Raw genomic sequence first — 14201 nt, 5'->3', positions numbered from 1 at the left:
AGAATTTATTTCGCTTTGTTTGCTTCGGCAATGTATTTTTCCAGGGCCATTGTCATAGAAGGAGTTTCAGGAGTTGGGGCAAGAATATCAATTCTTAAACCGTGATCCAGAGCTTCTTTTTGAGTTGTGCTTCCAAATACAGCAATTCGGGTGTTATTTTGCTTAAAGTCAGGAAAGTTTTTAAACAATGATTTTATTCCGGTTGGACTGAAAAAAGCCAAAACATCATAATAAACGTCTGCTAAATCTGATAAGTCGCTCATTACGGTTCTGTAGAAAATAGCTTGTGCCCAGTCAACTTTCAAACCGTTTAAAGTTATTGGTGCATCAGCATTTAACTGATCAGAGGCCGGCAATAAGAATTTTTCGTCCTTATATTTTTTAATAAGCGGAGATAAATCTGCAAAATCTTTCGCGCCAACGTAAATTTTACGTTTTCTGTACACTACATATTTTTGCAGGTAAAAAGCAACGGCCTCAGACTGACAAAAATATTTCAATCCTTCAGGAACCTTGTAGCGCATCTCTTCAGCAACTCTGAAAAAATGATCAACAGCATTTCGGCTTGTTAAAATAATTGCAGTGTAATGATTAAGATCGATTTTTTGTAATCGGATTTCTTTTGCACTAACTCCCTCCACATGAATAAAAGGTCTGAAATCAATTTTTATTTTGTGTTTCTGTTGGAGCTCAAAGTAAGGGGAGTTTTCCACTTTAGGTTCAGGCTGTGACACCAAAATTGTTTTCACTTTCATATTATAGACATTTACTGAGCCGCCTTAGTAATCCAATAATACAGGAAATAATAAGGGGCTATTTCAAGAGCGCAAAGATACAAAATAAAATAAAACAATTTATTGATTATTGTATTTTGATAAGTTTTAATTGAAATAAAGTATGAAAACATACTGATGCATACTGAAACGCCTATGATTGCTAATGGTATGATTTTAGGAATATCGTCATGATAGAACAAAATTGCATTAACGGGAAGGATTAATAAACCAATATACGTTCTGTAAGTTGCTTTTTGTAAGTTGAAAACATCTACAAATTCATTAATGTTGAAAGAAGTTCCTACGATTTTTTCAATTAAATACTTGGCTAATATAAAATAGGTCAGAAAAGTGACAATTTGGGTAAAAAGCATCCAGTCTGTTTTTTCTGTTTTTACCGGAAACTCAAAGATGTGCATTGTAATTTGTATGAAAAAGGCATACGAAATAATTTGGACAAAAAATAAGGCTACTGTAAAACTGCTTTTGAGATGTGAAACGTCGCGGTAAATTTTAACGTACTTATCTGAGAAAATAAGTTTGGTAAATTCGCTAAATCTGTTTTCATATGCTGATTTAGTAATCGCAACAACAGCAAAAGCCAACACAAATAAAAGTGTTGCCCAATCTTTGTTTTCTATTATCCTGAGGTGAAGCTGTTCCATCATAACATTTGCAAAATTAGTGATTTTTTGTGTCAATAGTTTTATTATAGATTTATTATGAACCAAATGCTATAAAAAAGTTTACTTTTGCGGTGAAATTACGCAGAAAAAATGAGTGATAGTATTGTCATAATTCCTACCTATAACGAAATTGAAAACATAGAAAGTATAGTACGTGCTGTACTTTCGCAACATAAATCTTTTCACCTTTTAATTATCGATGATAATTCGCCAGATCACACGGCTGATAAAGTAACTGCGCTTCAGGAAGAATTTCCGGGGAAACTGTTTCTGGAAAAAAGAGCTAAAAAATCTGGTCTTGGCACGGCTTATGTTCATGGTTTCAAATGGGCTATGCAACATAAATATGATTTCATTTTTGAAATGGATGCTGATTTTTCACACAACCCAAATGATCTTGAAAAATTATACGATGCCTGTCGTCTTGGAGGTGCTTCTTTAGCTATAGGGTCACGTTATGTTACAGGAGTAAACGTAGTAAACTGGCCTCTTAGCAGGGTATTGATGTCTTATTTTGCTTCGGTTTATGTAAAGTTTATTACCGGAATGAAAATTCATGATGCGACAGCAGGTTTTGTATGTTATAAAAGAGAAGTTCTGGAAAAGATAAATCTCGATAAAATCAAATTTGTTGGATACGCTTTTCAAATCGAAATGAAATATAGAACTTATTGTGGTAAATTTGAAATAACAGAAGTTCCGATTATTTTTACCGATCGTACAAAAGGAGTCTCAAAAATGAGCAATGCTATTATTAAAGAAGCAATACTTGGAGTTATTTCACTTCGATTAAAAAAATTATTCAATACACTATAAACGAACGGCGATGAACAGGATTTTAATTAAGAATGCCAAAATTGTAAACGAAGGGACAATTTTTGAAGGTGATGTTTTAATAGAAAATGACTTGATTGTTGAAGTTGCTGACAGCATCAGTCTAAAATCATCTGATTGTAAAGTAATAGATGCAGAAGGCAATTATTTGATTCCGGGCGCCATTGATGATCAGGTGCATTTTAGGGAACCGGGACTGACACATAAAGGGGATATTGAATCGGAGTCGAGAGCTGCTGTAGCTGGAGGAATTACTTCTTTCATCGAGCAGCCAAATACAGTTCCGAATGCCGTTACACAGGAAATTTTAGAAGATAAATACCAAATTGCTTCCCAAAAATCATTTGCGAATTATTCGTTTATGATGGGGGCAACCAATGATAACCTGGAGGAAGTTTTAAAAACAAATCCTAAAAATGTTGCCGGAATAAAGATTTTCCTGGGTTCTTCAACAGGGAATATGCTAGTTGATAAAGAAGAGACTTTAGAAAAAATATTTTCAAGTACACCAATGCTGATTGCGGTTCATTGTGAAGACGAAACTACGATTCAGAATAATTTGGCCGAATTCAAAGAAAAATACGGAGATGATATTCCGGTTACGGCACATAACCTGATCCGTAGTGCTGAGGCTTGTTATATTTCGTCTTCAAAAGCAGTGGCTTTGGCTAAAAAAACTGGAGCGCGTCTGCATATTTTCCATCTTTCAACTGCAAAAGAAATGGAATTGTTCACCAATAAAATTCCGTTGGAAGAGAAAAAAATCACAGCTGAGGTTTGTGTACATCATCTTTGGTTTACCGATGAAGATTACAAAACAAAAGGTAATTTTATCAAATGGAATCCGGCAGTAAAAACGGCTGATGACAGAAAAGAACTTTGGAAAGCCCTGAATGATGGTCGTATTGATGTTATTGCAACCGATCATGCGCCACATACAAAAGAAGAAAAATTACAGTCTTATTTAAAAGCGCCTTCAGGTGGACCTTTAGTGCAGCATGCGGTTGTTGCGATGTTTGAAGCGTACCATCAGGGTAAAATCACGGTGGAAAAAATCGTAGAGAAAATGTGCCATAACCCTGCGAAGATTTTTAAAATCGAAAAAAGAGGTTTTATTAAAGCAGGTTATTATGCAGATTTGGTTATTGTAAATCCAGGTTTGCCATGGAGTGTAAAACCAGATAATATATTGTATAAATGCGGTTGGTCTCCGTTTGAAAATTTTACTTTCAAATCGAGAATTACACATACTTTTGTAAACGGAGTAATGGTTTATAACAATTTTAAAGTAAAAGATATCCGTGCCGGAAAACGATTATTATTTAACAGATAAACTGCAAATGAAGAATTTTGTATTTATAATATTGGTTGTATTTCTTTCTGTAAGTTGTAAAAAAGAGCTGGTCAGGGAGCCTGCTAAACTTATAGAGAAAGATAAGATGATCGATATAATATATGATTTATCTCTTTTGGAAGCCATAAAATACCAGCAGCCTTTGTCGCTGGATTCAGTTGCATCTAACCCAACAAAGTTTATTTTTAAAAAATATAAGGTTGACAGTCTGCAATTTGCGCAAAGTAACATCTATTATGCAGCTGATTATGATAGCTATAAAGAAATGTTTGATGAAATAAATGCGAGGCTGGATAAAGAAAAAAAGAGTACTGAAAAAAAGCTGAAAGCTGAAGAAAAAAAAGCTAAAGCTAAAAAAGCAGCTGAAGCTAAAAAGAAAAACTTAAAAGAAACTCCTAAAGATTCTGTCAAAAAGAAAGTAATTAAAAAAGTCAACATCGATTCTATAAGAAGAATGAGAAAACTTCAGCATAAAGGATTATAATTTCGATGTTTCTTTTATGTACTGATGTACATCCAGAAAAACCGTTCCAAGAGCGGTTTTTATTTTTTCATTCGAATACAGATTTTTCGAATACGAAGCTTTTGCTGTTGCTTTCGTGAGGCTTCTTTTTTGAAAAAATAATGTTGAAAATATGCCATCAGCAATCCATAGAATATTCATGAGTAATGGCGTGGCGTGAATTGTTGGCTTTTTTACTTTTAAAACTTCAGCAATCGTATTGAGAACATCCCTGAACACAATATTGTCAGCAATTAGAGTAAAACGTTCGTTTTTTATATTGCTTTTCATTAGCTCAAAAGCAACTCTTACAACATCATTTATAGTGATAAATCCACTTTTTCCAAGGGTGTAGAATGAAAGGCCTTTACTTATTTTTACATACAGTTCATTGCTTCCGTGTTCAAAAATTGACTTTGTTGCAACGGGAGCTAAAATGACGCCGGGATTTACAATGATTACATCTAAACCTTCCTGAACACCTCTCCAGACTTCCATTTCGGCACCGTATTTTGAAATAGCGTAGTCACTGTGTGGTTTTTCCGGATTCCAGTCGGTTTCTTCGGTAATATAAGTTTCATGGAGTTGTAAATCTCCCAAAGCAGCAATGGAACTCACGAAACAGAATTTCTTTACATCTTTTACTAAAGAAAAATTAACCATATTGGCAGTTCCTTCGATATTGGTTTTTCGAAGTGCATCCTCATCTTTTGGATCGAACGAAATCAAGGCAGCGCAATGATAAACGTGTTCTATACCGATAAAAGCAGTTTCCAGGGAAGGAACGTCTAATATATCACCTTCAATCCAATGGATTTTTTTGAATAAATCGGCTTTTTTATACAATTCAAAAACCGATTTTGTTTTTTGGATATTGTTTTGGCTGCGATAAATAGCCCTGACATTTTCTCCATTTTCAATCAAATGAAGCAATAAATGTGCGCCAACTAAACCGGTTCCTCCTGTTACTAATACCATTTTGTAAAGATACTGTTTTGAGGCAAAGTTACAAAGTTACAAAGGTGCAAAGGCTCAAAGTTTTTTACCCCAAATTACACGAATTTCCCTGTTGATGTAGTTCTAATCAGTGTAATTCCTGACGGTGTTATTTTCACAAAACAGAAACGAAATGTAAACAGCCCTTGAAAAAATTGGAATTTGGAATTTTTTAAAGTTTAGAATTTAAAATTTATTGATTTTTGATATTGCGATTGATTTTTGAAGTTGTCATTGCTTTTTGAATTTGACATTGCCATTGTTTTTTGCCATTGAAATTGATATTGATTACATTTGCGCAAAAATATTTTAAAATGAAGAATCTAGTTGAAGAATTAAAGTGGCGCGGTTTGTACCATGATAGCATGCCAGGAACGGAAGAACAATTGCTAAAAGAGGTAACATCGGCTTATATTGGTTTTGATCCAACGGCAGATTCGCTGCATATTGGCAGTATGGTTCAGATTATTTTGCTGGTTCATTTAAAGAATTTTGGTCATCAGCCCGTTGCTTTGGTGGGTGGTGCAACCGGAATGATTGGTGATCCATCCGGAAAATCTGATGAAAGAAATCTGTTGAACGAAGAAACTTTAGCTAAAAATGTTGCCGGAATCAAAAGTGTTCTGTCACGTTTCTTAGACTTTAATTCAAGCGAACCAAATGCTCCAATCATGGTGAATAACTATGACTGGATGAAAGAATTCTCGTTTATTGATTTTGCCCGTGAAGTTGGAAAACGTATTACGGTAAATTACATGATGGCGAAGGATTCTGTTAAAAAGAGAATTAACGGAGAAGGAGAGGGAATGTCTTTCACAGAATTCACTTACCAGTTAATTCAGGGATACGATTTTTATCATTTATATAAAAACAACAACTGCCTTTTGCAAATGGGAGGTTCTGACCAGTGGGGAAATATTACTACAGGTACAGAATTGGTGCGCAGAATGGGCGGTGAAAATGCGAAAGCTTTTGCATTGACAACACCTTTAATCACAAAAGCAGATGGTTCTAAATTCGGGAAATCTGAAGGAGGAAATGTCTGGCTGGATGCTGATAAAACTTCGGTTTACAAATTTTACCAGTTTTGGGTTAATGCAACTGATGCTGATGCGGAAAAATACATTAAAATCTTTACTTTTTTAGATAAAGAAACAATTGAAGCTTTAATTGCAGAACATCAAACGGCACCTCATTTAAGAGTTTTGCAAAAGAAACTAGCCGAAGAAATCACGATTTTTGTTCACAGTAAAGAAGAATTGGAAAAAGCGATTCAGGCTTCGAATATCTTGTTTGGAAATTCAACTGCTGAGGATTTGAAGAAACTGGATGAAAAAACCTTTTTAGAAGTTTTTGACGGAGTTCCTCAAGCAGAAATCGCAAAAGCAGATTTAGAAAACGGTTTGGAGATCATTACAGTTTTAAACGAAAAAACGGGTTTCTTTAAATCAAACGGAGAAGCAAGACGCGCGTTAACTGCAAATTCTATTTCAGTAAACAGAGAAAAAATCAAAGAAGATTTTGTGTTAACTGCAAATGATTTGATCAACAATCAGTTTGTGTTATTACAAAGCGGAAAGAAGAATTATTTTGTGATTAGAGTGAAATAAATCTGTAACTTTACCTAAATGCACTTTAAATCATGAAGACACAATTTATAACAGACGATAAAGGAAACAGAACAGCTGTTTTGTTGCCAATAAAACAGTATAATAAGCTTCTCGAAAAATTAGAGGATTTAGAAGATGTAAAATTGTATGATGAAGCTAAGAGAAATGATGATGGTTTTAGGATTTCTATAGATGAAGCTTTCAAAATTATTGAAGAAAAGCGAAAAATGGCCAAATAATGGGTTATAAAATTGAGTTTCGAAATAAAGTTTTAAAAGCTTTAATAAAATCAATGAACCTTATTACTCTGCGATTAAAGAACATATTTATGACTTAGCCGAAAATCCAAGACCACAAGGTTATAAAAAGCTGAAAGGCCGACCTGGTTATAGAATTAGAGTTGGTGATTACAGAGTAATTTATGAAATATTTGACGATGTGCTTTTGATAGATGTTATCGATTTAGGACATCGAAAAGATATTTATGAATAATTAAAGAACCATCAAATTACACCCACGTATATCAGAATTATCAAAACGTCCCAATACTTCGAAAGAGTTGTTGGGATTTTTTTTGCCTAAATCCTGCGTGGCAATAAAAGAACAAGAATTGATATTGGCTAAATCAATAACGTTGATTCCGCCTGTTTTTCCGTCTTTTACATACGTCAAAGCATCTTCCGGATCACGAACCAGAATATGCATCCAGGAAGGACATTCAAAAACACCTTCACCTAAAGAATAAGCTTGCGCCAAAAGTTCGGTCATACCGTATTCTGAATGAATAGAAGAAACGCCAAAACCTTTGCAGAGCTGTTCATGCAGTTCTTCGCGGATCATTTCTTTACGTTTGCCTTTCATTCCGCCGGTTTCCATGATAATGGTGTTCTGAAGGCTGAATTGATGTTTTTCAATCAAATCCAGTAAGGCATAAGTAACACCAATCAAAATCACATTCTGCCCGGATTCATCAAGGGCAGTCAGTTTTTTGATCAAGTCGTCATGATTGTGCAAATAAAACCCGCTTTCAGGCTGATTCGATAGTTTTATTAAGTCTTCGACCATATAAATTAACGAAGAGCCATCGCGTTCTAAATAAGATGGTAAGAGGGCTAAAACAACGTAATCTTCGATATTGCCGTAAAATTGTGAAAAGCCTTTTCGGTAGCTTTCTTCATATAGGGAAACATCAGTAACCAAATGTCGGCTTGTAACCATTCCGGTAGTACCGCTGCTGGTAAAAGTTACCTGAGGGAAATCGGAATTTGAAACTACTTCGTGGCTTTTAAAAAACTGAATCGGCAGAAACGGAATTTTTTCCAGCGATTTTACCTGTTGTACATTTACGTTTAAAAAATCACAGAAATTACGATATACTTTGTTGTTCTCATGCTGAAAACGAAACACTTTTAGTGCTATTTTTTCAAATTGTTTGTGACTTGAAATGGTAAATATATCGTTGGCTGTAATCAAAACTTTTTTTTACAAAGGTATAAATTATTGTAGGTGTAAGCGCAATAAAAAAGCTCCAAAGTATGGAGCTTAAAAGTATATTTTCTATGGTTATCGAACAATTAATTTTCGCGTTGCCGAATTGCCTTGTTCGCTTATTTTTATGATGTAAACTCCTGGTGTGAGATCAGGAATACTAAGTTCTTTTGAAGTCAAATGTGTCTGAAGTACTTTTTTTCCTAAAACATCAAAAATTATAATTTCTTTTTCAAGATCGTTTTTTGAAGTAATATATACTTTTCCATTTAATACAGGATTAGGATACAAGCTTAGACCCTCTATAGGAGTTCCCTGAGTTTTAGGCGTTGATTTATTATCCTGAGCTGAGATGCTTACAGTAAAGAAAAAAGCCAGTAAGAAAGTAATATAAAAGTAATTTTTTGCCATCGCATGATTTTAGATAAGTAAATATACAAAAAAAGTTTTCAAAAATTACACCAAAAAAAAACATCCTAAATATTTAGGATGTTTTTAACAATTTATAAGTGAGTCTTATAACTTTTCTAATAAGTTTACACCGTCAACAATTGCCCATGCACCAGGGGTTAAAGCAGCTCCTGTAGCCGTTGTGCTTGTTGTCCAGTTTCCGGTTGGAAAAGCAACTGTAAAACCTGCAGCTCCAGCTCCTGTTAGAGGAGTAGCAGCATCATCAACTTTTACATTTAAAATTTTAATTTTTCCACCAGTAACCTGGTTAGTATTTGTAGCAGCTTCCTGAATTCTAACAGCAACAGCTCCTGTTGTAGTAAATCCTGATATTACAATGTTAGAATATTCACCATTTCCTTCTTTTTTGAATTGGATTGCATCATATTCTACAGTACCTGCAGTTTCAACTGCTGTCCCGGCAGCTCTTCTTAAAGTAATGTTAGAAACTTTAGGAAAGAAAGCATTGTTTACACTTTTTGCTTCGATTTCCATTCCGAAATTTCCAGCGCCTGTTTGGTAAGCATACCAGTTAGTATTTGCCTGACCTTGCCAGCCATCTTGCCAGTCAAAAGAATCATCTGTATTTCCGTATGAAATTAAGTTTTTAGCGCTTACAGTTCCACCGTAAAATTCGAAACCATCATCGGCTCCTTTGTAAGATACTAAGTTTTCTAAAACTGTTCCTGATCCTACTGCATAGAAAGAGAAACCGTTCATTTCTGAGTTTCCGTCAAGGATTTTCTTTCCTGCATATTCTACACGAACGTATTTTAATGAACCACTGCTGTGAGAAGCATTTGATCCTCCGTAAACAATGTTTGTCCCGTCTTCTGAAGTCGCTGTAGTAATAGGAGTCCCATCAGCTGTTTTGCCAGAAACGATTGGTGCATCACCAAATATTATAATTCCACCCCAAGATCCTGGAGTTTTAGATTTCTCTGTAAAGACTACTGGTTCAGCTGCAGTACCAGTTATAACTAATTTACCATCTTTTTCTATCAATAAAGCATCCGCTCCGTTTGTTGCATCTGCCGTAATTACTGATCCGGCTTCAAAAGTTAATGTTACATCTTTTTTTACTCTCACAGTTCCACTCAATGTGTAAGTACCTTTGATGTATGTTTTTGAAGCAGTAATGTCTCCGGTGATTTCTCCTGAACCTGTTGGAGGAGGAGTTACAGTGTCATCATCGCTAGAAGAACAACTTGCGAAAATTAAGCTTAAAAAAGTAAGACTGATTGCTAATTTTTTCATTTTTGAATGATTTTAATTATATTTTTTTTGTGTTATTATTTGTTTCAAAAGTACCTTTGGGATTCCAAAATTTAGTTAGCTAATTGTTATCAAAGTATTATATAACAATCAACTCGATGTAAATTTTGTGTTATGTACTTTAACTAAAAAAGAGCCGTAAAGCTCTTTTTTAGATTAAAATGTATATCCAATGTTTACTGACAAACCAACTCCTTTTTTATATTCACGAAGTACTAATGAGTCTTCGGTAATGTCGATAGTACTGTTTTTTCCTAATTCTTTTCTGTAATAAGGATTAAGTAAATTCTCTGCTGAAAATTTTAAGTCGATGTTTTTAGAAAGTGTACTTGACCACACAAAATCTAACTTGCTAAATGATTTTTCATAAATATGATCCATTCCTGATGAACCTACTGCAAAAATTCTGTCTCCGTACACATTGTAAACCAATGTCATTGTGTTTTTCCACTCTTTGTTTAAAGTAAACTCATATTTCAAGTCTGTATTAATCATCCAGTTTGAGGCACCCTGAAGTTTACGGTTTTTGCTGTTTTCTAATTCATTTCCCTGTTGGGTTAAATCAATTTTTACATCAGTATTCATTAATGAAGTATTGAAACCAAACGTAAAGTTTGATAATGATTCGTTAATTCTGTTTAATGTTAAAATCATTTCAATTTCAGCACCGTAAATAACGGCCTGTTCAGAGTTTTTGAAAGTTGTAATCTGACCTCCACTATTTGCAGTTGGTTTGAAAACTCTTTCGATTGGATTTTCAATTAATTTTCCGAAAGCTCCAATAGCAAACAATTCTTTACTGTTTGGGAATAATTCATATTTAAAATCCGCGTTGTAATTATTGCTGTTCAATAAGTTTGAGTTACCACTTACAGAAGTTGCATCTGGGTTGATGTAGTTGATTGGCAGTAATTCCATAGCAACAGGCCTTGTAATGGTCTTGCTTAAAGAAGCACGAAGATTACTATTCTCATTTACGGCATATTTAGTGTTTATCGATGGAAGGATATCTAAGTTTTCATCCGTTTTCTTACGATAAGCGCTTCCAAATGGATCACCTTGTTCTCTGTACTTAATTTCACGAGTTGAATTTTCAGCTCTTAGTCCTGCATTTAAATCCCATTTTTCTCCAAAAGTGTAATACAAATTGAAGTATCCTGCATTTACAAACTGATTTAGTTTTACTTTGTAGTCCCCATTAGATTCTTCCTGAACATATACAATTCCGTTGTCTATATCATCATTGATTGACGTACTAATGGTATTTAAGTTAGCGGTGTAATTCTTCGCTAAGTTTCTTCTTCCAGAAAAGAAACGATAGCTTGATTGCATGTCGTTTAGGAAATTATTATACCCAACTGATAAATTGTTTTGTTTTTCTTTGTTTCCAAATTTCAGGTTGTATTCTGCTATAGCCGAGAAGTAGAAGTTTCCGTTTACATCTAAATACTGACGGTTCAAGTTGTTTCCTCCGTATGACATATTAATGTCGGTATCACTCACTTTCTGGCCTGTAATAAATTTTCTGTCTGGCTGTTGAAATCCTGTTTTTACATAAGAGCCTCCAGCTTTTATTGTCTGTTTTCCGTCTTCTGTTAATTTGTAATCCCCAAACAACTGAGTATTCCAGTATCTGGATTCTTCAAATTGATTCCCTCTGATAAGATTGTTGTCTACATTTGCTAAACTGTTCGTGTATCCTAACTGATCTTGAATCAAACTTTCGGTAGCCTGAATGAACAAACTTGTAAAATTCAGGTTCAGTCTGTTGGTTTTATATTTTAAACCGGCTAAACCTGAGAATGTAGTTTGGTAAGAGTATTGAGTATTAATTAAATTGTTGTCATAATTACCCTGACCTAAGTTAAAAGTTCTGTCAACTCCTTCTCTGAAAATATATTTATTGTCAAAGTTAAATGACATGATATAACTGAAGTTTCTTTCTTTTTCAAGATCAAATTTTTGTGAGTGTAAAAAACCAATGCTTGAATTTAAAGGACTTGCCGTTTCATTAACATCCCAGTTTTTGTTATCATAGGCATTGTGATATTCATTCGGAGATAATTTTTTACTACTAGGAACAGAACCGAAAACTCCGGATAATTCTCTATCGTCTCCAATTAATCCAAAAGTACCTTTTGTAGATTTTGCATCTTCAGAAAGCAAGAATTTTTTAAGATTGTTGTTTGTGGTGTATCCAAAACCCACATTAAGTTTGGTAATATTTTTAGGCTGTGTAGTTTCAATGTTTACAGTACCTCCAGCAAAATCACCGGAAATGTTTGGATTGAATGTTTTGTAAATATTTAAAACGCCAACAATATCAGTTGGAAATAAATCCAATGGAATGATTTTCTTAAACGGACTGTTTGATGGAGTCTGTAAATCATTAACCAATAAATTATTGTAACGGTCTTCAAGTCCTCTAATGAACAAACCTCTTCCGTCTACTTTCGTAATTCCGGTTATTTTTGTTAGTCCGTCTTCAACGTCACTAACTCCTTTTCTGGACATTTCCTGTGCTCCGATACTTTGTTTAATAACGACAGCATTTTTTTGTTCCAAAAGCAAAGCAGTTTCTTTTTCTCTGTTTCCTCCTGATGACTTTACAACTACATCTTTCAGTGTGTAACCTCCGGCAGATAATACCTGGTTAACAGTAATTGTTTCATTTGCTTTAACAGTAACAGCTTTTTCTACAGATTCATATCCAACGAAACTAAAGATAACAGTATAATTTCCCGGATTTACGGATAAGGAATATTTCCCGTCAATGTCAGTGTTGGTACTAATGTTGGTTCCTTTAATTAAAATATTTGCAAAAGGAAGTACTTCATTATTAGTTTCTTTGTCGGTTAATACACCAGAAATCGTACCTTTGTTTTGTGCGATCGAAATCGTACAGATAAATAATGTAATAAATAGAAATTTTAAATTGAATTTCATTTCAGTGTTGTGTTTAATTTATTTTGGTGCAAAGAAATACACACACTGTAAAGTTCATGTTAGGCACTTGTTATGTTTTTGTGTCTTGTAGATTATCAAATTGTTACCAGATTAAATTACCGTTAACACGACTTTTTAACCGTTGTTTTTATATTATATTTACCATCGCAATTCAAAAACATCAAATCCATAACACATAAAATTTGATGTAAAAATTTCAATTTTTGCTATTTATGAAAAAAACACAAACCAAGATTTTGTTAGTTGATGATGAGCCGGATATTCTTGAAATTGTAGGGTACAACCTGGCCCAGGAAGGCTATCAGATTGTTACCGCTTCAAATGGAAAAGAGGCAATCACAAAAGCTCAGAAAGAATTACCGGAACTTATTATTATGGATGTAATGATGGCCGAAATGGACGGGATGGAAGCTTGTGAACACATTAGAAAAATTCCGGAATTAAATAACGTTATCATAACATTTTTAACCGCAAGAAGCGAAGACTATTCTCAAGTAGCTGGTTTTGATGCCGGTGCTGATGATTACATCACAAAGCCAATAAAACCGAAAGTACTGGTAAGCAAAGTAAAGGCTTTGTTAAGAAGGTTAAAAGAACAGGTAGTAATTACAGATACTTTAAACGTAGGCGGAATCGAAATCAACCGCGAAGAATACAAAATCATCAAGGATAATGTTGAGATTTCCCTTCCAAGAAAAGAATTCGAATTATTCTATTTACTGGCTTCCAAACCTGGAAAAGTATTTAAAAGAGATGAAATCTTAGATAAAGTCTGGGGAAATGAAGTGGTAGTAGGCGGAAGAACTATTGATGTACACATCCGAAAATTACGCGAAAAAATTGGCGAAGACCTTTTTAAAACCATAAAAGGAGTTGGCTATAAATTTGAAGCTTAAATATTCAATAAAAAAATTACACCATATAAGTGATATAAGTTCATTTAATTTATAGTGTTTGTGCTCTAATCAAAGTCAATCTTTGTCAAAGTTTTAAATTTTGGCAAAGGTTGGCTTTTTTAAATGAACTTATATCACTCCTATGTTTGCGAAGTTATTGATTTGAGTTTTAAAAGTCAATAGATTTGAATTATGAAGTGAAAAAGAATGTGAGTAAATTATTTATAAAATAACTCCAAGAAGTATATTCGATATAAGAAACTACCTCATTCTTTTTTATCTTTTAGAGTCTGAACAGAATGTAAGGAATTAAGCAAGACTTAATATCCAGAATATCCAGTAGGAGAAAAGACGAAGGGAGATTCAT

Annotated in this window: 14 protein-coding genes; 7 read left to right on the top strand and 7 right to left on the bottom strand. The window is 33.9% G+C overall.

The features are described from left to right. Positions 1 to 5: 5 nt before the first annotated feature. Both K8B81_RS13785 and K8B81_RS13780 read right to left on the bottom strand, forming a co-directional pair. A complete protein-coding gene (locus K8B81_RS13785) occupies positions 6 to 755 on the bottom strand; it encodes a uroporphyrinogen-III synthase (RefSeq protein ID WP_223682164.1) in 750 nt (249 codons plus the stop codon). A gap of 11 nt (positions 756 to 766) precedes the next feature. Beyond that, a complete protein-coding gene (locus K8B81_RS13780) occupies positions 767 to 1444 on the bottom strand; it encodes a DUF4271 domain-containing protein (RefSeq protein WP_223682275.1) in 678 nt (225 codons plus the stop codon). Positions 1445 to 1552: 108 nt separating this feature from the next. On the opposite strand from K8B81_RS13780, the gene K8B81_RS13775 reads away from it, so the two are divergent. The 3 genes from K8B81_RS13775 to K8B81_RS13765 are packed head-to-tail and all read left to right on the top strand — an operon-like array spanning position 1553 to position 4134. Further along, a complete protein-coding gene (locus tag K8B81_RS13775; protein WP_223682163.1) occupies positions 1553 to 2278 on the top strand; it encodes a polyprenol monophosphomannose synthase in 726 nt (241 codons plus the stop codon). A 10-nt stretch (positions 2279 to 2288) separates the two neighbouring features. Further along, positions 2289 to 3629 (top strand): dihydroorotase, encoded by a 1341-nt coding sequence (locus K8B81_RS13770; protein WP_223682162.1) that lies wholly within the window; start codon positions 2289 to 2291, stop codon positions 3627 to 3629. 7 nt (positions 3630 to 3636) lie between these two features. Continuing rightward, the gene (locus K8B81_RS13765; protein WP_223682161.1) at positions 3637 to 4134 is read left to right on the top strand and encodes a DUF4296 domain-containing protein; all 498 of its coding nucleotides are present in this window, start codon (positions 3637 to 3639) and stop codon (positions 4132 to 4134) included. Here the strand turns inward: K8B81_RS13765 and K8B81_RS13760 are convergent. Next, on the bottom strand, positions 4129 to 5130 hold the full coding sequence (locus K8B81_RS13760) for an NAD-dependent epimerase/dehydratase family protein (RefSeq protein ID WP_223682160.1): 1002 nt from the start codon (positions 5128 to 5130) through the stop codon (positions 4129 to 4131). The genes K8B81_RS13765 and K8B81_RS13760 overlap by 6 nt on opposite strands. Before the next feature lie 332 nt (positions 5131 to 5462). On the opposite strand from K8B81_RS13760, the gene tyrS reads away from it, so the two are divergent. From tyrS to K8B81_RS13745, 3 genes are read left to right on the top strand one after another with little or no spacing between them, the layout of a single operon-like run. Further along, complete coding sequence (tyrS, locus tag K8B81_RS13755) at positions 5463 to 6758, top strand: tyrosine--tRNA ligase (protein ID WP_223682159.1); 1296 nt, start codon at positions 5463 to 5465, stop codon at positions 6756 to 6758. A gap of 32 nt (positions 6759 to 6790) precedes the next feature. Then, on the top strand, positions 6791 to 6997 hold the full coding sequence (locus tag K8B81_RS13750) for a hypothetical protein (RefSeq protein ID WP_223682158.1): 207 nt from the start codon (positions 6791 to 6793) through the stop codon (positions 6995 to 6997). Between the two features lie 49 nt (positions 6998 to 7046). Beyond that, positions 7047 to 7250, top strand: coding sequence for a type II toxin-antitoxin system RelE family toxin (locus tag K8B81_RS13745; RefSeq protein WP_223682274.1), 204 nt, complete (start codon positions 7047 to 7049; stop codon positions 7248 to 7250). Here the strand turns inward: K8B81_RS13745 and K8B81_RS13740 are convergent, their stop codons facing one another. The 4 genes from K8B81_RS13740 to K8B81_RS13725 all read right to left on the bottom strand — a co-directional run bounded on the left by K8B81_RS13740 (position 7251) and on the right by K8B81_RS13725 (position 12917). After that, positions 7251 to 8231 (bottom strand): LuxE/PaaK family acyltransferase, encoded by a 981-nt coding sequence (locus K8B81_RS13740; protein ID WP_223682157.1) that lies wholly within the window; start codon positions 8229 to 8231, stop codon positions 7251 to 7253. Positions 8232 to 8321: 90 nt separating this feature from the next. Further along, positions 8322 to 8657, bottom strand: coding sequence for a T9SS type A sorting domain-containing protein (locus K8B81_RS13735; RefSeq protein WP_025571362.1), 336 nt, complete (start codon positions 8655 to 8657; stop codon positions 8322 to 8324). Positions 8658 to 8762: 105 nt separating this feature from the next. Beyond that, positions 8763 to 9953: a hypothetical protein gene (locus K8B81_RS13730; protein ID WP_223682156.1), complete on the bottom strand. Its 1191-nt coding sequence runs from the start codon at positions 9951 to 9953 to the stop codon at positions 8763 to 8765. A gap of 174 nt (positions 9954 to 10127) precedes the next feature. Beyond that, the gene (locus K8B81_RS13725; RefSeq protein WP_223682155.1) at positions 10128 to 12917 is read right to left on the bottom strand and encodes a TonB-dependent receptor; all 2790 of its coding nucleotides are present in this window, start codon (positions 12915 to 12917) and stop codon (positions 10128 to 10130) included. Positions 12918 to 13150: 233 nt separating this feature from the next. Between K8B81_RS13725 and K8B81_RS13720 the strand changes: the two genes are divergently transcribed. Then, on the top strand, positions 13151 to 13834 hold the full coding sequence (locus K8B81_RS13720) for a response regulator transcription factor (RefSeq protein WP_223682154.1): 684 nt from the start codon (positions 13151 to 13153) through the stop codon (positions 13832 to 13834). Positions 13835 to 14201: the final 367 nt, after the last annotated feature.

Origin of the sequence: Flavobacterium hibisci (genome assembly GCF_020026925.1) — a bacterium.
Classification (GTDB): domain Bacteria; phylum Bacteroidota; class Bacteroidia; order Flavobacteriales; family Flavobacteriaceae; genus Flavobacterium; species Flavobacterium hibisci.
The sequence above is the reverse complement of the archived record's forward strand: the minus strand, read 5'-3'. Positions and strand labels throughout refer to the sequence as shown.

Excerpts from the sequence above, each read along its gene's own strand:
- K8B81_RS13785 (WP_223682164.1), bottom strand. The coding sequence starts at position 755 with ATGAAAGTGAAAACAATTTTGGTGTCACAGCCTGAACCTAAAGTGGAA.
- K8B81_RS13730 (WP_223682156.1), bottom strand. The coding sequence starts at position 9,953 with ATGAAAAAATTAGCAATCAGTCTTACTTTTTTAAGCTTAATTTTCGCA.
- K8B81_RS13720 (WP_223682154.1), top strand. The coding sequence starts at position 13,151 with ATGAAAAAAACACAAACCAAGATTTTGTTAGTTGATGATGAGCCGGAT.
- K8B81_RS13775 (WP_223682163.1), top strand. The coding sequence starts at position 1,553 with ATGAGTGATAGTATTGTCATAATTCCTACCTATAACGAAATTGAAAAC.
- K8B81_RS13765 (WP_223682161.1), top strand. The coding sequence starts at position 3,637 with ATGAAGAATTTTGTATTTATAATATTGGTTGTATTTCTTTCTGTAAGT.
- K8B81_RS13725 (WP_223682155.1), bottom strand. The coding sequence starts at position 12,917 with ATGAAATTCAATTTAAAATTTCTATTTATTACATTATTTATCTGTACG.
- K8B81_RS13750 (WP_223682158.1), top strand. The coding sequence starts at position 6,791 with ATGAAGACACAATTTATAACAGACGATAAAGGAAACAGAACAGCTGTT.
- K8B81_RS13780 (WP_223682275.1), bottom strand. The coding sequence starts at position 1,444 with ATGATGGAACAGCTTCACCTCAGGATAATAGAAAACAAAGATTGGGCA.
- K8B81_RS13735 (WP_025571362.1), bottom strand. The coding sequence starts at position 8,657 with ATGGCAAAAAATTACTTTTATATTACTTTCTTACTGGCTTTTTTCTTT.
- K8B81_RS13760 (WP_223682160.1), bottom strand. The coding sequence starts at position 5,130 with ATGGTATTAGTAACAGGAGGAACCGGTTTAGTTGGCGCACATTTATTG.
- tyrS (WP_223682159.1), top strand. The coding sequence starts at position 5,463 with ATGAAGAATCTAGTTGAAGAATTAAAGTGGCGCGGTTTGTACCATGAT.
- K8B81_RS13770 (WP_223682162.1), top strand. The coding sequence starts at position 2,289 with ATGAACAGGATTTTAATTAAGAATGCCAAAATTGTAAACGAAGGGACA.